The organism is Streptomyces sp. T12 (genome assembly GCF_028736035.1).
Lineage (GTDB): Bacteria > Actinomycetota > Actinomycetes > Streptomycetales > Streptomycetaceae > Streptomyces.
This window is the reverse complement of sequence record NZ_CP117866.1, coordinates 7,935,988-7,955,607: the sequence shown is the minus strand read 5'-3', so window position 1 is coordinate 7,955,607 and position 19,620 is coordinate 7,935,988. Positions and strand designations below refer to the sequence as shown.

At 72.4% G+C, this 19,620-nt stretch carries 16 protein-coding genes and 1 pseudogene; 5 read left to right on the top strand and 12 right to left on the bottom strand.

Annotated features, from left to right (window positions below; all coding sequences use genetic code 11):
- Positions 1-21: 21 nt before the first annotated feature.
- The 7 genes from PBV52_RS35795 to PBV52_RS35765 all read right to left on the bottom strand — a co-directional run bounded on the left by PBV52_RS35795 (position 22) and on the right by PBV52_RS35765 (position 7,438).
- Positions 22-1,974: an ABC transporter ATP-binding protein gene (locus tag PBV52_RS35795; protein WP_274244106.1), complete on the bottom strand. Its 1,953-nt coding sequence runs from the start codon at positions 1,972-1,974 to the stop codon at positions 22-24.
- Positions 1,975-1,977: 3 nt separating this feature from the next.
- On the bottom strand, positions 1,978-4,236 hold the full coding sequence (locus tag PBV52_RS35790) for a S9 family peptidase (protein ID WP_274244105.1): 2,259 nt from the start codon (positions 4,234-4,236) through the stop codon (positions 1,978-1,980).
- The gene (locus PBV52_RS35785) at positions 4,226-5,017 is read right to left on the bottom strand and encodes a hypothetical protein (RefSeq protein ID WP_274244104.1); all 792 of its coding nucleotides are present in this window, start codon (positions 5,015-5,017) and stop codon (positions 4,226-4,228) included. The genes PBV52_RS35790 and PBV52_RS35785 overlap by 11 nt, the downstream gene beginning before the upstream one ends.
- Before the next feature lie 6 nt (positions 5,018-5,023).
- Positions 5,024-5,281 (bottom strand): actinodefensin-associated protein B, encoded by a 258-nt coding sequence (gene adfB / locus PBV52_RS35780; protein ID WP_128430743.1) that lies wholly within the window; start codon positions 5,279-5,281, stop codon positions 5,024-5,026.
- Between the two features lie 5 nt (positions 5,282-5,286).
- On the bottom strand, positions 5,287-6,741 hold the full coding sequence (locus tag PBV52_RS35775; RefSeq protein ID WP_274244102.1) for a hypothetical protein: 1,455 nt from the start codon (positions 6,739-6,741) through the stop codon (positions 5,287-5,289).
- Positions 6,735-6,959 (bottom strand): hypothetical protein, encoded by a 225-nt coding sequence (locus PBV52_RS51455; protein WP_306801456.1) that lies wholly within the window; start codon positions 6,957-6,959, stop codon positions 6,735-6,737. Before PBV52_RS51455 ends, PBV52_RS35775 begins: the two co-directional genes overlap by 7 nt.
- Before the next feature lie 302 nt (positions 6,960-7,261).
- Positions 7,262-7,438 (bottom strand): hypothetical protein, encoded by a 177-nt coding sequence (locus tag PBV52_RS35765; RefSeq protein WP_274244098.1) that lies wholly within the window; start codon positions 7,436-7,438, stop codon positions 7,262-7,264.
- Positions 7,439-7,823: 385 nt separating this feature from the next.
- Between PBV52_RS35765 and PBV52_RS35760 the strand changes: the two genes are divergently transcribed.
- Both PBV52_RS35760 and PBV52_RS35755 read left to right on the top strand, forming a co-directional pair.
- A complete protein-coding gene (locus PBV52_RS35760; RefSeq protein WP_274244096.1) occupies positions 7,824-8,252 on the top strand; it encodes a hypothetical protein in 429 nt (142 codons plus the stop codon).
- Between the two features lie 305 nt (positions 8,253-8,557).
- The gene (locus PBV52_RS35755) at positions 8,558-9,502 is read left to right on the top strand and encodes a hypothetical protein (RefSeq protein WP_274244094.1); all 945 of its coding nucleotides are present in this window, start codon (positions 8,558-8,560) and stop codon (positions 9,500-9,502) included.
- Between the two features lie 6 nt (positions 9,503-9,508).
- On the opposite strand, the gene PBV52_RS35750 is transcribed toward PBV52_RS35755, so the two are convergent.
- The 3 genes and pseudogenes from PBV52_RS35750 to PBV52_RS35740 all read right to left on the bottom strand — a co-directional run.
- Positions 9,509-9,817: an AzlD domain-containing protein gene (locus PBV52_RS35750; RefSeq protein WP_274244092.1), complete on the bottom strand. Its 309-nt coding sequence runs from the start codon at positions 9,815-9,817 to the stop codon at positions 9,509-9,511.
- A complete protein-coding gene (locus tag PBV52_RS35745) occupies positions 9,814-10,545 on the bottom strand; it encodes an AzlC family ABC transporter permease (protein WP_373921947.1) in 732 nt (243 codons plus the stop codon). The genes PBV52_RS35750 and PBV52_RS35745 overlap by 4 nt, the downstream gene beginning before the upstream one ends.
- Positions 10,452-11,407 (bottom strand): annotated as a pseudogene (locus PBV52_RS35740) (AraC family transcriptional regulator); the annotation flags it as partial. The gene PBV52_RS35745 and the pseudogene PBV52_RS35740, both read right to left, overlap by 94 nt.
- A 259-nt stretch (positions 11,408-11,666) precedes the next feature.
- On the opposite strand from PBV52_RS35740, the gene PBV52_RS35735 reads away from it, so the two are divergent.
- From PBV52_RS35735 to PBV52_RS35725, 3 genes are all read left to right on the top strand, one after another.
- A complete protein-coding gene (locus PBV52_RS35735) occupies positions 11,667-16,667 on the top strand; it encodes an ATP-dependent helicase (RefSeq protein ID WP_274244091.1) in 5,001 nt (1,666 codons plus the stop codon).
- A 262-nt stretch (positions 16,668-16,929) separates the two neighbouring features.
- Positions 16,930-17,835 (top strand): Fpg/Nei family DNA glycosylase, encoded by a 906-nt coding sequence (locus tag PBV52_RS35730; protein ID WP_274244089.1) that lies wholly within the window; start codon positions 16,930-16,932, stop codon positions 17,833-17,835.
- A 32-nt stretch (positions 17,836-17,867) separates the two neighbouring features.
- On the top strand, positions 17,868-18,632 hold the full coding sequence (locus PBV52_RS35725) for an SDR family NAD(P)-dependent oxidoreductase (RefSeq protein ID WP_274244087.1): 765 nt from the start codon (positions 17,868-17,870) through the stop codon (positions 18,630-18,632).
- Here PBV52_RS35725 and PBV52_RS35720 read toward each other — a convergent pair.
- A complete protein-coding gene (locus PBV52_RS35720) occupies positions 18,580-18,858 on the bottom strand; it encodes a hypothetical protein (RefSeq protein ID WP_274244086.1) in 279 nt (92 codons plus the stop codon). The two genes, PBV52_RS35725 and PBV52_RS35720, sit on opposite strands and share 53 nt — an antisense overlap.
- Before the next feature lie 276 nt (positions 18,859-19,134).
- The gene (locus PBV52_RS35715) at positions 19,135-19,515 is read right to left on the bottom strand and encodes a helix-turn-helix domain-containing protein (RefSeq protein ID WP_019756312.1); all 381 of its coding nucleotides are present in this window, start codon (positions 19,513-19,515) and stop codon (positions 19,135-19,137) included.
- Positions 19,516-19,620 lie beyond the last annotated feature (105 nt).

Genomic DNA, 19,620 nt, shown 5'->3' with positions numbered 1-19,620 from the left:
GCCGCCGCCGGCCGGGCGGTCTCAGGGCAGTGCGGCAACCGCGGCCGTTCCGTCGGCCGGCCCCTTGCGGCGCTGACCGCGCCGACCGTGCTGGTACGCCTCGGCCTGAAGCCTGAACAGCCGGGCGTAGGTGCCGTCGGCCGCGGTCAGTTCGTCGTGGGTGCCCTGCTCGATGACCCGGCCGGACTCCATGACGTAGATCCGGTCGGCGTCGCGGACGTTGGAGAACCGGTGGGAGATCACCAGAACCGTCCGGCCGGCGAACAGGGTGCGGATGCGGCCGAAGAGATCGGCCTCCGCCTGCGGATCGAGGGAGGCGGTCGGCTCGTCCAGGATGACGAAGGGCGAGTCTCGGTAGAAGGCGCGGGCCAAGGCCAGCCGCTGCCACTGGCCCAGCGACAGGTCGGCGCCGTTGCTGAACTCCTTGCTCAGGACCGTTTCGTAGCCCTGCGCAAGCCCCTCGATGACGCCTCGGGCCCCCGCTTCGGCCGCCGCACCGGTGACGGCGTCCACATCCGCGGGCTCCTCGGGACGGCCGAAGGCGATGTTGTCCCGAGCGGGAAGCTTGAAGCGGACGAAGTCCTGGAAGACCATCGCCGTCGCGGCCCGCCGCAGCTCGGGGCGGGACTCGCCGAGCCCGTTCCACAGCAAGCACCCGCCGTCAGGCTCGTACAGGCCGGCGAGGATCTTCGCCAGTGTCGTCTTGCCCGAGCCGTTCGCTCCCACGACGGCGATCAGTTCGCCGGCGCCCAGCTCCACCGACACGTCGTGCAGCGCGGCCCCGGCGGAGCCCGGATAGGTGAAGGAGATCCTGTCGGCGCGCAGGGAGGAGAAGGCCGGCCGCGTGGGCGGCGAGGCCGGAGAGCGGCTGTCGTCCGGCAGCGCGGCAGCGCGCCCGCGATCCGTGCCGTCGCCGTCCCGCGTGAAGGTGCGGATGTCCTTCACGTACGCGGCGGAGGCGCCGATGTTGTTGAAGAGGTAGCCGAGCATCTGCACGCGGGTGGCGAGCATCAGCAACGCCGCCAGCGCGGCCAGCGCCGTGGGAAGGGCGACGCCGCCACTGCGTACCGTCCACCACATACCGCCGATGACGGCGACGAAGAGGACATCACCTATCAGCCGCGCGAGCACCTTGCGCCGGGTGTGCCGACGCTGCATCGCGGCCGTACTGGCGATTTCCCGGGCGTAGCCGCTGTTCCAGCGGTCGCGCAGGGTGTCGCCCAGGTTCAGGGCGCGGATCTCCTTGGCCGCGTCGTGCCCGGCCAGGAGGTGCTCAAGGTACTCGCGCGCCCGGCGGCCCTCCGCCAGTTGCCCGTGCAGACGGTAGTCGGCGTCCCGTTCATCGCGGGCCGCCTTGAGCACGGGCAGCACGGCCAGCAGAGTGAACGGCAGCAGCCACCAGGTCATGACGGCGAACGCGGCTCCCACCGCGGCCATGCTCAACAGCGCCTGGAGCGCGCCGATCAGGGCCGTCACCACCATCACCGGCTGGGACCGCGACGCGAACACGGCCTGTTGCAGCCGGTCATGGAACGCCGGATCCTCGAAGCGGGCGAGGTCCGACCGTGCCGCACTCCGCAGCACCGCGGCCATGATGTGCCGGTCGGTCTTCACCGTCAGCATCCGCTGCCAGCCGCTCGCGACCGTACGCAGAATGCCGCCCGCGGAGGTGAGCACCACCAGCCCGCACAGCGCGAGGAGCAGTCCGTCCCCCGACGGGCCGCCCGCGCCGCCGGGCGAGAACGCCGTTCCCAGCATGTCCCGCAGCACCAGCACCAGCGCGGCCAGGCCCGCCGCCGTCAGCAACTGCACCGCGACAATGCCCGCCAGCCGCGAACGGTCCGCCCGCCATGCCATACGCACCATGTACGCGCTGGCCCGCATCAGGTCGGCGGTGCTGATCCGTGCCTCCTCACCGGTCTCGTCCGAGGTCGTGTCCAGGCCGTCAGGGTGCTCCGCGTCGACTCGTGCCATCGGTCAGGTCCTTTCCAGGCTCTCCGCCCGGTGATCGGAGAGTGCGACGCAGGCCGCCAGCCATGCGTCGTGCTCCCGTGCCACGGTCTCCAGGCTTTCGCGGTGGCGGAAGTTGTGTCCCTCGTACGGCAGGAGAACAAGCCGGCCCCGTCCACCGGTGGCCACGACGGCGCGGTACAGGGCCACCGCCTGGTCCGGCGGGGTGGCCGCGTTGGTGTCGTCGAGGCCGTGGACGAGCAGCACCGGGCGGGTCAGGCGGTCGGCGAAGTCGAGGGCGCTGAAGGCCCGGTAGAGCTCGGGGACCTGCCAGTAGCTACGCCGCTCGTACTGGAAACCCTCCGGCGTCAGCGTCCGGTTGTAGCACCCGCTGTGCGCTATCGCGCCCGCCAGTGACGGGCAGTGGGCAAGGGCGTGGAGGGCGACGGTGGCGGCGAAACTGTGGCCGCCGACAACGACGGGGCCGCCCCGCGGGGGCCGTTCCCGCAGGATCGCCACGGCTTGATCGACCGCATGGACGATCTGCTGCCGGACAGCGTCCGGCCGGACGTCGGCCGTCCACATGAGCGGGAGATCGAGCAGCCAGGTGCGCGACCGCAGGCCGGTGAGATGGACGGGGGCGCCCCCGTCCGCTGCTGCGCCACCCTCCACTGCTGTGCCACCCGTCGGTGTGCCGGTGCTCCGGCGTACCTGGATCCACAGCAGCTGCGCCGCCGCCCGCGCTCCTGGGGCCGGGCCGTCGACGTGGGTCAGCCGGGGGCTCTCCCCTCCCGGCGGCGGGGCCAGGACGTGCGCGGGTGGCGCGGCTCGACCCCGGGTGCGGGACGGCGCCGGACACACCGGCGGGGGGACGGTCCCGTGCGCCGGATCGAGGCGCAGGCCGCACAGCTCGTGGCGGGCGAAGCGTCCCGCACGACGCGTGATGAGGCGGGGGACACCGTCTTCGACCGTGGCCCAGCTGGCTTCGAGGGGGGCGTCGTCGCCTTCCCCCGGTGGCTCGACCGCGATGCAGGCGACCGGCTCGCCACGGTCCAGCCGGAGGAACCCCGCCCGGCCGTCCAGCACACAGGAGATGACGACCCCTGCCGCGTCGGGACCGGCCGCCGCCGGGCCGAGCCTACCGAGTGCCCGCGGCAGCGCCACGCGGAGGTCGTCCGCACCCGTGCGCAGGCGAAGCGAAGCGCGGTGGCGGCTCACGACGGCCGGCTCGCCGCCCACTGTCAGGCAGTGCCACCACACGGGTGGGTCGTCGACTTCGTGAGTGACCGTCAGTCCGGCGGTCGCGACCCGCTCCTCGGCCGCGGGGGGACCTTCGCCGTCGGGCAGCGTGTGCAACTCGATCGCCGTGCCCCCCGCGACGACCGTGCTCGCGGCCGTCGTGTCCCCGTCGTGCCCCGTGGCCCAGCGGGTGGTTGCCGGCACGGCCGCCCAAGAGCCACTGTCGGTCCGCAGCACGGCGCGAGACCAGACGAGCCCGTCGCCGGGCCCCGGCGGCCGCTGCGCCGGGCCGCTGTCGGCCGCGGTGCTGTGCTCGACGAGCAGTCGCCGTCCGCTCGGAGAGGATTCCAGGCCTCCCACGAGCAACGGCGGGGTCAGCGTGCGCAGGGCTCCGGTGACCGGGTCGACCACGGACACCGAGGCGCCGGCCAGGCGCAGGAGTTCGGCGTGACCGGGCACGAAGGCGACATGACCCGGTCCTGCGGCCTCGTACACCATCGGACTCCACGCCCGGTCCTGGCCGCCCTCGTCCGGCGGGCCGGTCGCCACGAGAGCAGGCAGCGCAAGAAGGGCCGACTGCCCGTCCGAGCACCATGCGAGGACCGATCGGCCCGGGCGGCGGCAGAGCAGGGACAGCGCGGCCCGCACGCGTTGGTGGACAGTCAGCCGACGGGTCGCGTAGTCGGCGCTCCATGGATGCAGGCCCTCGCCCTGCTGGACGAGGCCCGCGACGAGGGGGAGTCGGGGATGCCAGGCGAGCCCCGCGGACAGGACCGTCCGCAGCGGCAGCCGCCACGGAGGGGATCCTGGCACGCCGCCGATCACCACGTCGGCGTGCCGGGCACGTGCCGGCGCGACACCGGCCAGGCCGGGATCCACCGGCAGGTCCCGCCAGTGGACGGTCCGGGGGTTGTGGTCGGCCACGGAAGGCCGTTCGGCGGAGCCGAGTACGGCCCAGACGGACAGATCCGGCCGGAAGAGCACGGTGTCGTGTGCGGCTCCGCCGGGCCGGGCGAGGACGGCGGACCCCAGAGGTTCAGGCGGCATGCGGCGCGTCCGCCCCGGCGATGACGACGGTGTCGATCAGAGCCTTGACCGCCCCGATCCCGGAAACCGGCGAGCAGACGGGGTCGCCGGCCGCGTCGACCGGCAGGGCGCACGGCACCGACATGTCCGCCATCTCCGGCGGCAGTTCGCTGCCGCTGCCGACCACCGTCAGGGTGACGCGGTCCTGGCGCACCGGCTCCATCGCACCGAGCAGCTGCTTGAGCGCCCGGCACGCGGGGCAGTTGTCCGAGACGTACAGCCGTACGGCGGCCACCGCTTGCTCGCAGCGTTCCACCGCATCCGCCGCCCCCTGTGCCCTTTGCCGGTCGGCGAAGAGTACGGCGGCCGCCGTCACGGTGGCGGCCAGCGCGGCGGTCGCCCCGCGCAGCCGGGGCCGGGCAGGCAGCTCGCAGGCGAGCAGAGTGGCCGCCACGGCGCTGCCCAGGGCATTGGCACCGATGTGCGCTCGGCCCACGGTCGCCAGGCGGGCGGCTCCGAAGCACGCGCAGCGCTGTCCGTCCAGGGACTGTGCCACGGCGGTCAGCGTGCCGTAGGTGACCACGGCGGCGGCCGGAGCCGCGCGGCCGGGCAGCAGGACGAGCGAGGCCGCCGCGGCGAGTTCCGCACCGCCCGCCAGACGGGGCCCGAGCGGCGCGCGCAGGGGTCCTTTGCGGTACGGCCACGCCAGCCGGGCCGCGGGGGTGAGGAGTTTCGCGGCACCGCCGACGAGCAGCGGTCCGGCCAGTGCGGCCAGCGCCGCCTGCGGAAGTCGGGATGGCATGGGACCTCACTTCGCTTCGTCGGTGACGACGAGCCACTGGGATGTCAACAGGTCGCGGACCACTCGCCGTACGTCCGGGTCGCCGGGGTCGGGCCGTTCGCCCGCCAACAGGCGCTCCATCACCGCGGCGTCCTCCTCGACGCATTCGGCAAGGGCGAGGGTCTTTTCGTTCAGCAGGACCGCGCCCCCGAAGGGGAGCCACGTCAGTCGTACTCCGGGGCCGAGGACGAAGCGCCCGGAGGGGTGCCTTGCGGGAGCGGTCATGGCGGTCAGCCCTTCAGCCATCGGTCGATCCACAGCAGTCGGAGCAGCGGCAGGGCGTGGTCCGCGCGGCCGGGGCCGCTCCTCATCAGACCGGCCACCGCGCCCGGGTCGATCACCCCCATGTCCGCCAGGGCGCTCTCCCGCTCCAGCTCATCGATGATCTTGGCGCGTTCGCGATGCAGATAGGCGGCTGCCGCGAGCCTGAGGTCGAACGACGACGAGGCGCGTCGCAGCCCACGCACCCGATGCCGGGCGACCGCCGCGACCAGCGGCCCGTTGTTGCGGAACAGCCCCCGGGAGACGCGGCCGAGCCGTTCGGGGGGCAGGGCCTCCAGTGCCCCCAGCACCAACGGATCGAGGGCCGGAAGGACCAGGCTGTCCCGGGGCACCCGTTCGGTCACCCCGGCGTCGGCGCGGCCCAGCAGCGGGCCCAGGAAATCCAGATGGTCCTTCCAGACGGACAGGGATGCCTGCTGGGTCGTCTGCAGGGCGACGCGGCCCTGCGGCGTCATCACCGGCAGGTCGCGCCTGCCCAGCGGGGGAGGCGGAGGAGGCCCGTCGAGAGGCTGGGCGTCTTCAGGGACGCCCGCGTCGGGCCGATCGCTGCGCACCACGCCCTGCGCCAGCAGGTCGGCGGCCTCCCGCAGGGAGGGCAGCACACCGGAGAGGTGGAACGGTTCGCAGGTCAGGAGCCGCCAGTCGCGGTATCCCATGTCGAGGTCCGACAGTTTGGCGGCGGCCAGGTCCTCCAGGAGCGCGGCCGAAGCCAGCGGCCGTCCTGCCGCGGAGGACAGAGCGGCGGCCAGCCTGCGGGGGAACTCCACGTCGGGCAGGGTCGGCGTCAATCCGCCGAGGGGCGCCCGGTGATGGTCGAGCAGGTCGAACACGTCGATCGGTACCCGGCGGACGTCCAGCCCGCGAAGGGGAGCCGGGGCCGGGCGGAAGCCGGGCAGACCCAGGTCGGCGTGGACCAGTTGCGGTCGGTGGCCGACGGCCAGCGCGGCAACCGCGAGGAAGGCGGACGACAGTCCACCGCCGTAGGCGATGGCATAGTCGTCGGGCGCAGCGGCCAGGACGTCGGCGACTGCCCCCAGGAGACTGCCCGACTCGGCCGGCAGGGTCGGCCGTCGGCGGGAGACGGTGACCCCATCGGGGCCCACGTGCACCGCTGTGCCCAGCGCCAGACGGCGGACCCCCGGCAGCGGTGTGGCGTCCGGTGGCGGAGCCAGACCGTGGACCAGGGCAAGCAGGGTGCCCGGTGCGGGAAGGTGCCTGTCGGGCAGCTGCCCGTCCCTTCCACCGGCGAGGTCCGCGGGGTCCTCGCTCCACTCCAGCCGCCCGGGACCGACGCGGTAGTACACATCCCTCTCGCCGATCTCCCGCCGTTCCAGCGCCAGGCCCCGGGGACCCACGGGCGCGGTCACGGCATCGTGACGGTCTGTGGTCACGACCTTCAGCACGATGCTTCCTCCCCTGCGCGCAGCACCTCGGTGTACTCCTCCCGGACGGGCAGCGAGGTGCTCACCACGGCGCCGGCGCACTGCACCCAGGCGTAGAAGCCCCCCGGTGCCACGACCGGGGCCGTTTCCCGGCCGATATGAAAGGAGGCCGGATATCCGAGCGAAATCAGGCCCGCGGCCACGAACAATGCATCCTCGACCGGGTCGAGGAAACCCATGAGTATTCTTTCTGCTATTCGCAGCCGGGCCACTGCGGACGGCGCGCCGCGCGCTGCCGCACCGAATTTCCGCTGCACGTGCGGCCATTCCAGTTCGTATGTACCGCCGTCACGCCGGGCGGACAACACGAACTCCCGTGCCGTCCGCGCCGCTTTCCACAGTCTCAGCATTCCGCTGCCCCCAGGCTGCCGCGGTGGTGGAGTGGGGCCGTCGCGCCCCCTTCACGGTCGTCCCGACCCCGCCGGGGCGGTGGACCTGTTCCGGGTCCACCTCCCCGACGGGGGCATTCATCCGCCGGCTGTCAGCCCTGCAGGTAGCAGTGGAACCACTCGCAGATCAGGCCGTGGCAGCACTGAGAGTCCCAGGCGCACGACTCATAGCGCGGAATGCAACCCTCCTCCACAGCCGTCGCCTCCGCGTGCAGATGCTGCTGCAGTCCATTGCCGGCGAGTCGCTCGGACAGTGACGTCACAGACATGACATCCCCCAACTCGGGATTAACGGATGACCGGTCGGCCAACCTCTTGAATCAGACGGAATCACATTCATCAGTGGCCTTCAAGACTCTTTCGGAGATCCGCCGATACCGCATGAAGAATCTATTTACTCAAGCATTTCAAGGAATTTGGAACCGTGAAAGAACAGGCCCTGCATGACCTGCTGCCAGGGAGGCAGTTGCCTATCCGTTCGGGGGTGAGGCACGGTGTCCATGACTGCCTGTCCGGGATACGTCAGCATGGTGTGCCGACGTGGATGACTGAGCCTGTCCGGGATACGTCAGCATGGTGTGCCGACGTGGATGACTGAGCCTGTCCGGGACGCCGGCGGCGGGCCAGAGAGCGATCGAGTCGTATGGGGAGCGCGTGGACCGGAGTGAGGACCAGATCCTGGCTGATGAGCTTGCGGCTCTGGGTGCGGTGAGTGGGGGCAGCGGTCGCCTGGTCCGGTGGGTGGCCATGCTCATGAGGAAGAACGTCCATGAGATCGAACTCGTCATCCCCTTGCCGTTCAACGACGCCGTGGAGCACGTCTCCGGCATGCTCAATCAGGTAGGGCGAGCGGTCGAGAACATGCAGGTTGCCCCTGACAGGGACGAACAGACCATCCGTGTCGTTGCGCGCGGCGGTGCCGGCGGCATGAATCCTGTAGTGGTGACTGCGCTGGTGTCGAAGGGCGGGCAGAACGGCTCGGAGGTCCGGCTTCGCGCAGCTGCCAAGGAAGGTCTGATCAAGCAGCGAGCAGGCGAGAAAACCGCCACCCTCGTCGCGGCCCTGCTGCACAAGGCGAGATAGGCCTGCTGGATGAGCGGCGCGGCGCCCAGCTGCTCCGGTCCGCCAGATCGGCTGAGACGACGAGCGGTCATGTCATGGGGCACTGGCGGAAGTCGCAACCAGCGCGTACCTGGCGCAAGAGAAGATCGTTTCCGGCGATGAACCGATGGGCCGACCGCAGGCCTACCTCATCCCGAGCACACAGCCCCCCACCACGCCTGTCTTCCTGCTGACCGTCAACCGCACGCGTTCAGTATCCCGCCCCTGAGAGTGGGCCTACGCCGGGACCGCTTGCCGAGACCGCTTTCCGCCCTACGGTCTGACGCATGGCCGAAACAGGAGCTTCCCCACTCCCCCCGACGCCCCCGGCGCACTCCCCTCTCTTCCGCGCCGAGCAGTTCGTCTGGCTCACCGCGCGCGTGCTCGAACAGCGCCTCTTCGCGTATCACTTCCTGAACGGCGCCGCCGCCGCGGTGGAGACCGCGCTGGACGCCTACCGCAACGAGGACGGGGGGTACGGGCACGCGCTGGAGCCCGATCTGCGCGGCCCGGTCAGCCAGCCACTGCACACCGGCCACGCACTCCACGTCCTGGACGCCATCGAGCGCTGCGGCGGGCAGCGCGTGGATCGCGTATGCCGTTACCTCACCTCGGTCTCCACCACGGACGGCGCCCTCCCGGCGATCCATCCCAGCCAGCGCGGCTACCCCGCGGCCCCCTTCATCCCGATCGTGGACGACCCGCCCAGCTCACTCCTGGCCACCGGGCCGGTGGTCGGTCTGCTGCACCGCAACGAGGTGTGGCACGCCTGGCTGTTCCGGGCCACGGACTTCTGCTGGCAGGCGGTCGAATCCCTGGAGAAGTCCCATCCGTACGAGATCGAGGCCGCCGTGGCCTTCCTGGACTCCGCTCCCGATCGCACGCGCGCGGAGGCAGCCGCCGACCGCCTGGGCCGCCTGGTGCGCGAACAGCGCCTGGCGGCGCTGGAGCCGGACGACCTCGCCGCGTACCCGGTCCCACCCGGCTACGCCCCCGGCGAGCACCACTTCCCGCACGACTACGCGCGGACGCCGCGCTCCCACGCGCGCGCGTGGTTCACCGACGACGAGATGAGCCGCTCCCTCGACCACCTCGCCGGCGAACAGCAGGAAGACGGAGGCTGGCCGATCAGCTGGCGCCAGTGGGCGCCGGGCACCGCCCTGGAGGCACGACCCATGGTGACGATCAGGGCGCTGCGCACGCTCAGGGCATACGGCCGCCGCATCGGCTGACCCGCCTCAGCCGCCTATGGCCCGCACCCCAGCCGTCACCACCACGGCCGCCGCGACGACGAGCAGGAACGGGGCCCGCAGGAAGAGCGCCACCGCAGCGGCAGCGACTCCGGCCGCTCTCGCGTCCAGCGCCGGCGCGTGCCCGTCGCTGAACGTCTGCTGGGCGGTGAGGGCGGCCAGCAGGGCCACCGGCAACAGGGCGGCAAGACGCCGGACGACAGGGTCCTCAAGAGCGCCCGCGGGCACCAGAAGCCCGACGAGCTTGACGGCGTAACAGCCCAGAGCGGTGGCTCCGATGGCGACCCAGACGCTCACCGCTCCCCCTCCCGTACGTCTCCCCTGCGACGCCCTTCCGCCCACAGCACGACCGGCGCCGCGAGGGCGGCCACCAGAACAGGCACACCGGCGGGCAGCACAGGCAACAACCCCAGCCCCAGCAGCGCGGCAAGACCGGCGACAGCACGCTCGGTCGCGGATTTCAGCATCGGCGCGAGCAGCGCCAGGAACACCGCGGGGCCGGCCGCATCGAGCCCCCAGGCATCGGTGTCGCCGATCGCCTCTGCCCCGAGCGCACCGAGCAACGTGGTGAGGTTCCACAGCACGTACAGACTGAGCCCTGTCACCACGAACCCGATCCGCGCGCCGCGTCGCGTCGGCTGCGCCAGCGCGACAGCCGCCGTCTCATCGATCACCCATTGCGCGGCGAACGGCCGCACCGCGCGCGTGAGGCTCAGCAACTGCGACAGCCGCAGCCCGTAGAAGGCGTTGCGCACCCCCAGGAAGAAGGCACCCGCGGCCGCGGTCAGCGCACTGCCGCCGGCCGCGAGCGCCCCCACGAGCGCGAACTGCGACGCTCCCGTGAACACCAGCAGGCTGAGCGCACAGGTCTGCACGAGCGTGAGCCCACTGCCCGCCGACGTCACCCCGAAGGCAAACCCGGACAGCCCGACGGCGACTCCGACGCCCAGGGCATCGCGTACGACGACGGCATCGGGCTTGTCCCCGTCCGCGCGGAGGTCTGCGAGAGTTCTCTGTTCTGCCACGCCCGCGACGCTAGGACAGCTATTACCTGGCGTCTTGTACGTTCTTGCGCTCCCGCTGGTAGGCCCCCGGAGGAACGCCGATGATCCGGTTGAAGTGCCGGTTCAGATGCGGTTGATCGGTGAACCCCACGGCGAGGGCCGCCTCCGCCGGCGAGACACCTGCGTCCAGCAGCCGCCGAGCCCGCCGTATCCGCGCATCGGTCAGCCAGGCATGCGGCGGCATCCCATACAGATCCCGAAACGCCCGCAGCAAAGCAAACGGACCGGTACCGAGATCGGAGGCCAGCCTCTCCAGACTCGGCGGCTCGGCCATCCGCCCTTCCAGCACCTCACGCGCGCGTACCGCGATCCGGGCTCCCGCCGTCCGCACCTCCCGCTGCGGCAGAGCCCCACCGTTCAACCGCAGCAGCCGGGTCACGGCAACCCGAAGCAAGGTGTCGGCCGCCAGCGCGTTGCCCTCGTCAGCGGCACGCAGCACCTGATGAACCAGCCCCACGGTGTACGGATCATCCAGCACCGGCCTGACGAACCCCGGCGTCCCCCGGATCACGGTGGTCTCGGCCGCGATCTCCGCCACCACCTCCGGCGACGGGTACACAGCTCCGTACTGCCACCCCTCAGGAACCCCCGCCCGCCCCGTATGCGGCGTATCCGGATTGACCAGGGCGAGGGCACCGGCCCCCGCGTACTGATCGGCACCCCGGCAGTGAAAGACCTCCACACCATCGGCGATGGCAGCGATCACAAAGTCCTCATGGGTGTGCCGCACGAACGTCTTTCGGATGTACCGGGCCCGCAGCAGGTCGACTCCGGGCATCTCGGCGTACCGCCAGTGCCGCGCCCGCTCGCCTGAACCTGCCATACACCCATTCTCAGCGACGGCTCACACCCACTTCCGGGCGAGCTGCGAGCCACCGCAACCTCCGGCCGAGGCCCTTGGCACGGCCCCGACCCCGCCCCGACCCCGCCCCGACCCACAGCGCACCATCAGGCGCTACGCGCACCCCCACCACACCCGCCCAGGCCGCCGCAGGCATCCGCCACGCACCCCACCCGCCCCCGGGCCGACGACATTTCCCCAGCTCAGCCCCATTGTCAGTCCCCGGGTGCAGGATGGACGCATGGTCAGCTCAGCACACCGAGCCCTGCAAGGCTTCTCCCCCGCGACCCGCGGCTGGTTCACGGGGGCATTCTCCGCGCCCACCGCAGCCCAGGCAGGCGCGTGGCAGGCCATCCGCGAGGGCTCGGATGTGCTGGTGGTCGCCCCTACCGGCTCCGGCAAGACTTTGGCCGCCTTCCTCGCCGCCCTGGACCAGCTCGCCTCCACACCCCCACCCGCCGACCCCAAGAAGCGCTGCCGAGTCCTCTACGTCTCCCCCCTCAAGGCCCTGGCCGTCGACGTGGAGCGCAACCTCCGCAGCCCGCTGACCGGCATCCGCCAGGAATCCGTACGCCTGGGCCTGCCCGAGCCCGAGGTAAAGGTCGGCATCCGCTCGGGCGACACCCCCGCCGCGGAGCGCCGAGCCCTGTCGACCCGCCCGCCGGACATCCTGATCACCACCCCGGAATCCCTCTTCCTGATGCTGACGTCAGCGACACGCGATGCCCTGACCGGCATCGAGACGGTGATCCTGGACGAGGTCCACGCGGTGGCGGGCACCAAGCGCGGCGCCCACCTCGCGCTCTCCTTGGAGCGCCTGGACGAGCTCCTTGCGAAGCCGGCCCGCCGCATCGGCCTCTCCGCGACCGTCCGCCCGGTCGACGAGGTGGCCCGCTATCTCTCCCCCCGCCGCAAGGTGGAGATCGTCCAGCCGAAGTCGGGCAAGGAGTTCGACCTCTCGGTCGTGGTCCCCGTCGAGGATCTCGCCGAACTCGGCGGCTCCCCGGTCGCCGACGGATCCGAAGGCGCGGAGCGCCCCTCGATCTGGCCACACGTGGAGGAGCGGATCACCGACCTCGTCCAGGCCCACCGCTCCACGATCGTCTTCGCCAACTCCCGCCGTCTCGCGGAGCGCCTCTGCAACCGCCTCAACGAGATCGCCTACGAGCGGGCCACCGGCGAACCCCTGGACGAGCACCACGCCCCGGCCGAGCTCATGGGCGGCTCGGGCGCCGCCCAGGGCGCACCGCCTGTCATCGCCCGCGCCCACCACGGCTCGGTCTCCAAGGAACAGCGCGCCCTGGTCGAGGAGGACCTGAAGGCGGGCCGCCTGCCCGCGGTGGTGGCCACGTCCAGCCTCGAACTGGGCATCGACATGGGCGCGGTCGACCTCGTCGTCCAGGTCGAATCACCACCCTCCGTTGCCTCCGGCCTCCAACGCGTGGGCCGCGCAGGCCACCAGGTCGGCGCGGTCTCCACCGGCGTGGTCTTCCCGAAGTACCGCGGCGACCTCGTCCAGGCAGCTGTGGTCACCGAACGGATGCGCACCGGCTCCATCGAGTCCCTCAAGGTCCCGGCCAACCCCCTGGACGTCCTCGCCCAGCAGATCGTCGCCATGACGGCGTTGGACACCTGGCAGTTCGACGACCTCCTCGCCACCGTCCGCCGAGCCGCCCCCTTCGCGTCCCTCCCCGAATCCGCCTTCACCGCGGTCCTCGACATGCTGGCCGGCCGCTACCCGTCCGACGCCTTCGCGGAGCTTCGCCCGCGCGTGGTCTGGGACCGCGTCGCCGGCACGATCACCGGCCGCCCCGGTGCACAGCGACTGGCCGTCACCTCCGGGGGCACGATCCCCGACCGCGGCCTCTTCGGGGTCTTCCTCGCCGGAGCCGACCCCAAGAAGGGCGGCGGCAGGGTCGGCGAGCTCGACGAGGAGATGGTCTACGAGTCCCGCGTCGGCGACGTCTTCACGCTCGGCACCAGTTCCTGGCGCATCGAGGACATCACGCGCGACCGCGTCCTGGTCTCCCCCGCCCCGGGCGTACCGGGCAGGCTTCCCTTCTGGAAGGGCGACCAGCTGGGCCGCCCGCTCGAACTGGGCCGCGCCGTGGGCGCGTTCCTGCGCGAGGTCGGCTCGCTGTCCAAGGAGGACGCCCGCCTCCGCCTCCTCACCGCCGGCCTGGACGCCTGGGCGGCCGACAACGTCCTGTCCTACCTCGACGAGCAGCGCGAGGCCTGCGGCCACGTCCCGGACGACCGCACGATCGTCGTCGAGCGCTTCCGCGACGAGCTCGGTGACTGGCGGGTCGTCGTGCACTCCCCCTTCGGCGCCCAGGTCCACGCCCCCTGGGCACTCGCCCTCGGCGCGAAGCTCTCCGAGCGGTACGGCATGGACGCGCAGGTCATGCACGCCGACGACGGCATCGTGCTGCGCCTGCCCGACGCCGACCTCATGGGCCTGGACCTCCTTGACCAGGAACCGGCCAAGGCCGGCACGGAGTACGACGCCGACCAGGCGCCCGTCGGCGCGGCGGACGTCGTCTTCGACAAGGGCGACGTCGACCAGCTCGTCACCGACCAGGTGGGCAGCTCGGCCCTGTTCGCGTCCCGCTTCCGCGAGTGCGCCGCCCGCGCGTTGCTGCTGCCGCGCCGCAACCCCGGCAAGCGCACCCCACTGTGGCAGCAGCGCCAGCGCGCCGCCCAACTGCTGCAGGTGGCCAGCGAGTTCGGCTCCTTCCCGATCGTCCTGGAGGCGGTCCGCGAATGCCTGCAGGACGTCTTCGACGTCCCGGGGCTGACCGAGCTCATGGGTGACCTCGAGTCCCGCAAGGTGCGCCTGGTCGAGGTCACCACCCCCGAGCCGTCCCCCTTCGCACGCTCCCTCCTCTTCGGGTACGTCGCCCAGTTCCTGTACGAGGGGGACTCCCCGCTCGCCGAGCGCCGCGCCGCCGCCCTGTCCCTGGACTCGCGACTGCTGGCCGAGCTGCTCGGCCAGGCGGAACTGCGGGAGCTGCTCGACGCCGAGGTGCTGACCGAGCTGGAACAGGAGCTCCAGTGGCTCACCGAGGACCGCCGTGTCAAGGACATCGAAGGCGTCGCCGACGTCCTCCGTCTCCTCGGCCCGCTCACCGACGCCGAGCTGGCCGAGCGGGGCGCCGAGCCACACTGGGCCCAGGAGTTGGCCGCCGCCCGCCGCGCGATCAAGGTCCGCATCGCCGGCACCGACCACTGGGCGGCGATCGAGGACGCGGGCCGCCTGCGCGACGCCCTCGGCACGGCCCTGCCGGTCGGCGTCCCCGAGGCCTTCACCGAGCCGGTCAAGGACCCGCTCGGCGACCTCCTCGCGCGCTATGCCCGCACCCACGGCCCATTCACATCGGCCACGGCGGCGGCGCGCTTCGGCCTGGGCGCGGCGATCACGGACGGTGCCCTCCAGCGACTGGCGGCGAGCGGCCGTGTCGTCCAGGGCGAGTTCCATCCGGCGGGCATCGGCCAGGAGTGGTGCGACGCCACGGTCCTGCGTCGCCTCCGCCGCCGGTCCCTCGCCGCGCTACGTCATGAACTGGAGCCGGTGCCACCGGCCGCGCTCGCGCAGTTCCTGCCCCAGTGGCAGCACATCGGCAAGGGCCACGGGTTGCGCGGCATCGACGGACTGGTCCGCGCCATCGAGCAGTTGCAGGGCGCGTCCGTGCCCGCGTCCGCCCTGGAGAAGCTCGTCCTGCCGTCCCGCGTCGCGAACTACACCCCCGCGATGCTCGACGAACTCACCGCAGCCGGCGAGGTCGTCTGGGCCGGAGCCGGCTCGCTCCCCGGCAAGGACGGCTGGGTCTCCCTCTACATGGCGGACGCGTCCCCCCTGCTCCTGCCGCAGCCTCACCCCCTGGAACTGACGGCACTGCACCAGTCCGTCCTGGACGCGCTGTCCGGCGGCTACGGCCTGTTCTTCCGCCAGATCACCGACCAGGTCCGCGCCACCACCCACCCCGACGTCACCGACCCCCAACTCGCCGACGCCCTCTGGGACCTGGCCTGGTCGGGCCGCCTGACGAACGACACGCTCGCACCCATGCGTTCCCTGCTGGGCTCGGGCCGCACCGCCGGCTCCACCGCCCACCGCGCCAAGCGCACGGTCCCGCGCGGCCGCTACGGCTCCCTCACGGCCGCCGCACGCCCCGCCTCCCGCACCGGCCCGCCGACCGTCGCCGGCCGCTGGTCCCTGCTCCCGGCGCACGAACCCGACCCCACCGTGCGCGCCCACGCCCTGGCCCGCACGCTCCTCGACCGACACGGCGTGGTGACCCGGGGAGCGGTCGCCGCAGAGGGCGTCGAGGGCGGCTTCTCGGCGACGTACCGCATCCTGTCCGCCTTCGAGGAGAGCGGCCAGGCACGCCGCGGCTACGTGGTCGAAGGGCTCGGCGCCGCTCAGTTCGCGATGGACGGCGCAGTCGACCGCCTCCGCGCGGTGGCCAACGCCCGCGACCGAGGCGACGGCCTGCCCGGCCCGGGCACCCCCGCCACGAGCGGCGCCCCCGACGACTTCGGCGCACCTGACACGTACGGCGCCCTGGGCAGTTTCAGCAGCCCCGGCGCTGACGAGGGCAACACCCCCACGGCTGACCGCGGCAACATCTCTACGTACGACAGCCCGGACGGCACACCCGCCTACGACATCCCCGACCTCGACCACGACTTCCTGGACGCCCACCTCGGCCCCGGCGACTACGTCTCCCCCCGCGACGTGGCCCCCCAGCGCGGCCCACGCACCTCCCAAGGCCCCGCCTGGCACAACGGCGGCCCCCCGTACAGCCCCGGCCCCGGCTTCGCCACCCGCCACACCCGCCCCACCACCGAAACCCGAACCGTCGTCCTCGCGGCTGCCGACCCGGCGAACGCGTACGGCGCCGCCCTGGCCTGGCCGGAGCCCCCCACCGGCGCCGGCCACAAGCCGGGCCGCAAGGCGGGCTCCCTCGTAGTGCTCGTCGACGGCGAGCTGACCCTATACATGGAGCGCGGCGGCAAAACGCTGCTGGCCTGGCCCTCGGCCCCGGACACAGAACCCACCGACGACCCCCGCCTGCACACGGCAGCGGAGGCCCTCGCTGCAGCCGCCCGCGCGGGCTCCCTCGGCACAGTCACGGTGGAGCGCGTCAACGGCGCCTCGGCCCTGACCTCCCCCATAGGCACCCTCCTGGAAGGAGCAGGCTTCATCGCGACGCCCCGAGGCCTACGCCTACGCGCCTGATCCAACCCGCATCCCAGCCACCATGACGAGACCCGCAGCGCGCCTTGACCCAACCCGAGCCGCAGCCCAGCCGGACGCCCCACCCTGGCCCAACTCGCCCCACACCCGTCCGGGGCCCCGGCCTGCCCCGACCAGCCACAGCCAACCGGGACCCCAGCCCAACCCGCCCCGCCCCGCCCCAGGCCGCAGCCCACCCCAACCCGCATCCCACCCACCCCACTCACCACCCCCACCTCGCCCCACCCCATGCCACCCTTGACCCATGCCCGAAGGCGACACGGTCTGGCAGACCGCGAGACGGCTCCACACCGCGCTCGCGGGCAAGACGCTGACCCGCACCGACTTCCGGGTGCCGAAGTACGCCACGGTCGACCTCACGGGCCGCGCCGTCCTGGACGTCACACCACGCGGCAAGCACCTCCTCACCCGCATCGAGGGCGGCCTCACAGTGCACTCGCACCTCGGCATGGAAGGCTCCTGGAAGGTGTACGCCGACCAGCAGCGCTGGACAGGCGGCCCCGCCCACCAGATCCGCGTGATCCTCGCCGCCGCCCCCACCCCCGCGGCCACCCCCGCCGTCGACACCGACCCCGCAACCGACGCCCACCCCGCCCGCACGGCCGTCGGCTACCGCCTCCCCGTCCTGGACCTCCTGCGCACCACCGAAGAGCACCGCGCCGTCGGCCACCTCGGCCCCGACCTCCTGGGCCCGGACTGGGACCCCGACCGCGCCCTCGCCAACCTCCTCACGGACCCCGCCCGCCCCCTCGGTGAGGCCCTGCTGGACCAGCGCAACCTCGCCGGCATCGGCAATGTCTACAAGAGCGAGCTCTGCTTCCTGCTCCGCGTCACCCCCTGGCTCCCCGTAGCCGCACTCCCCGCCGAACACACCGCCCAACTGCCCGTACTCGCCAAGAAGCTCCTGGAAGCCAACCGCGACCGCCCGATCCGCAGTACGACGGGCCGCCGCGGCCAGGACCTCTTCGTGTACGGCCGCGCCGGCCACCCCTGCCTGCGCTGCAACTCCCCGATCCGCGTGGCCGACCAGGGCGACGGCTCCCGCGAGCGCCCCACCTACTGGTGCCCGAACTGCCAGGCCGGCCCGGCCCCAGGCCCAGTGCCCGGCGCGGCCTCGTCGCGCAGAACTCAGCACCGTCCCACCAATTGACGCCCCGTCAGAAACCCTCGTAACGTCCCTTCATGGCCGTCAAGGCGTACGACCTCACCGGACGCACCGCATTCGTCACCGGCGCCGCCAGCGGCATCGGCCGCGCCTCGGCCGTCCTGCTCGCCGAGGCAGGCGCCGCAGTGCACTGCGCCGACCGCGACGCACAGGGCCTGCACGACACGGCGACCCTGATCAAGGCGCGCGGCGGCACCGGCCGCACCCACCACCTGGACGTCACCGACCGGGAACAGCTCCGCCGAGCCGTCGCCTCCTGCGAGCGGCTCGACGTGATGGCCGCGGTCGCCGGGATCATGCACAGCAGCCCGGTCCTGGAGACCCGCGACGAGGACCTCGACCGGGTACTGAACGTCAACTTCAAGGGCGTGCTGTACGCCTGCCAGGAGGCCGCCCGCGCGATGCTCGCGCAGCACACGAAGGGCAGCATCATCACCATGGCCTCCGGCGCCGTCGACACCGGTGGCCCCGGCCTGCTCTGCTACGGCGCGGCCAAGGCGGCGGTCGTGCAGCTGACGAAGACGCTGGCGACGGAGATGGGCCCACACGGCATCCGCGTCAACGCGGTCGCCCCGGGCTGGATCCGCACCCCCATGACCGACCGCCACGACACCGCGGCGCAGACACAGACCGAGGCGTTCATGGCCCGGATGTCGCCGCTGGGCCGGGTCGGCGAACCGGAGGACATAGCCCACGCCGTGCTGCACCTGGCGTCCGACGCCTCGGCCTTCACGACGGGGCAGATCCTGCGTCCGAACGGCGGTGTGGCGATGCCGTGGTAGCCCGCCCCGCCCGCCAGGCTTCCGTCCACCGCCGCGGGTCGACGGCACCCGCGGCCCGCGCCTTCGGCACACAGTGCACCGGCAACAGGCTCAGCCCCCACCCTCCGGCGGCGACGGCCCCCTCCAGCACCCCTGCGTCCGGCGCCAGCGCGAGCCGCAGCACGGCCCACCACCACAGTGCCCCGAGCCCGAGGGCCACCCCCCAGCGCGCTATCGGCCGTGCCATCCACCCACCTCCAGCCCGAGGCTAGGCCGCCCGTTCACCCGCCGGGAGGGCGCACCAACGGCACACGGATGCAGCGCGGGCCAACGTCGTCACAGCGCGTCAGGCGCCGTCACACCCTCCACCATGACCGCCGGGTCACATACCGGCAAACGGACTCCGAAAGGGCCCGTACAGCACGAAACCCCGACCGCACTCCCCCAGGTCTCCCTGGAGAAGCCCTGGCCGGGGCCTCACACAACTCCTCAGCGCGTGGTCACACGCGCACCGGCGTCACCGTCACGCGGCGACCACGTCCACCGCCTCGGAAGGCGCCTTGATGGTCACCCGTTCCGGTGGCACACCGGTCACCGACACGGAACCCAGCATCGGTCGCACCGACGTGGGTACAGGCTCGCTGGGGGTGGCAGCTGCAGACTGGGCCAGCTCGGCGAGGGCGAGCTCGTCGCTCACTTCCCGCATGAGCTCGGACATCCGTACGTCCAGCGCGTCGCAGATCGCGGCAAGCAGCTCGGAGGAAGCCTCCTTCTGCCCCCGCTCCACCTCGGAGAGATAGCCGAGTGAGACTCGGGCGGACGAGGAGACTTCGCGCAGAGTACGGCCCTGGCGCTGGCGCTGCCGACGCAGCACGTCACCCAGCAGGCGACGGAGCAGAATCATCGGTGGCTCCCTCCTCGGACCGCGTAGCCGCATCCTTCACGCCCCACCGTACCGCCTTGCGCCGCGGCCGTGCGGGGAGCGATGTCGTGTTCACTAAGGGCTGCA

Coding starts and splice junctions, on each gene's coding strand:
- PBV52_RS35795 (WP_274244106.1), bottom strand. CDS start 1,974: ATGGCACGAGTCGACGCGGAGCACCCTGACGGCCTGGACACGACCTCG.
- PBV52_RS35790 (WP_274244105.1), bottom strand. CDS start 4,236: ATGCCGCCTGAACCTCTGGGGTCCGCCGTCCTCGCCCGGCCCGGCGGA.
- PBV52_RS35785 (WP_274244104.1), bottom strand. CDS start 5,017: ATGCCATCCCGACTTCCGCAGGCGGCGCTGGCCGCACTGGCCGGACCG.
- adfB (WP_128430743.1), bottom strand. CDS start 5,281: ATGACCGCTCCCGCAAGGCACCCCTCCGGGCGCTTCGTCCTCGGCCCC.
- PBV52_RS51455 (WP_306801456.1), bottom strand. CDS start 6,959: ATGGGTTTCCTCGACCCGGTCGAGGATGCATTGTTCGTGGCCGCGGGC.
- PBV52_RS35765 (WP_274244098.1), bottom strand. CDS start 7,438: ATGTCTGTGACGTCACTGTCCGAGCGACTCGCCGGCAATGGACTGCAG.
- PBV52_RS35755 (WP_274244094.1), top strand. CDS start 8,558: ATGGCCGAAACAGGAGCTTCCCCACTCCCCCCGACGCCCCCGGCGCAC.
- PBV52_RS35735 (WP_274244091.1), top strand. CDS start 11,667: ATGGTCAGCTCAGCACACCGAGCCCTGCAAGGCTTCTCCCCCGCGACC.
- PBV52_RS35730 (WP_274244089.1), top strand. CDS start 16,930: ATGCCCGAAGGCGACACGGTCTGGCAGACCGCGAGACGGCTCCACACC.
- PBV52_RS35725 (WP_274244087.1), top strand. CDS start 17,868: ATGGCCGTCAAGGCGTACGACCTCACCGGACGCACCGCATTCGTCACC.
- PBV52_RS35720 (WP_274244086.1), bottom strand. CDS start 18,858: ATGGCACGGCCGATAGCGCGCTGGGGGGTGGCCCTCGGGCTCGGGGCA.
- PBV52_RS35715 (WP_019756312.1), bottom strand. CDS start 19,515: ATGATTCTGCTCCGTCGCCTGCTGGGTGACGTGCTGCGTCGGCAGCGC.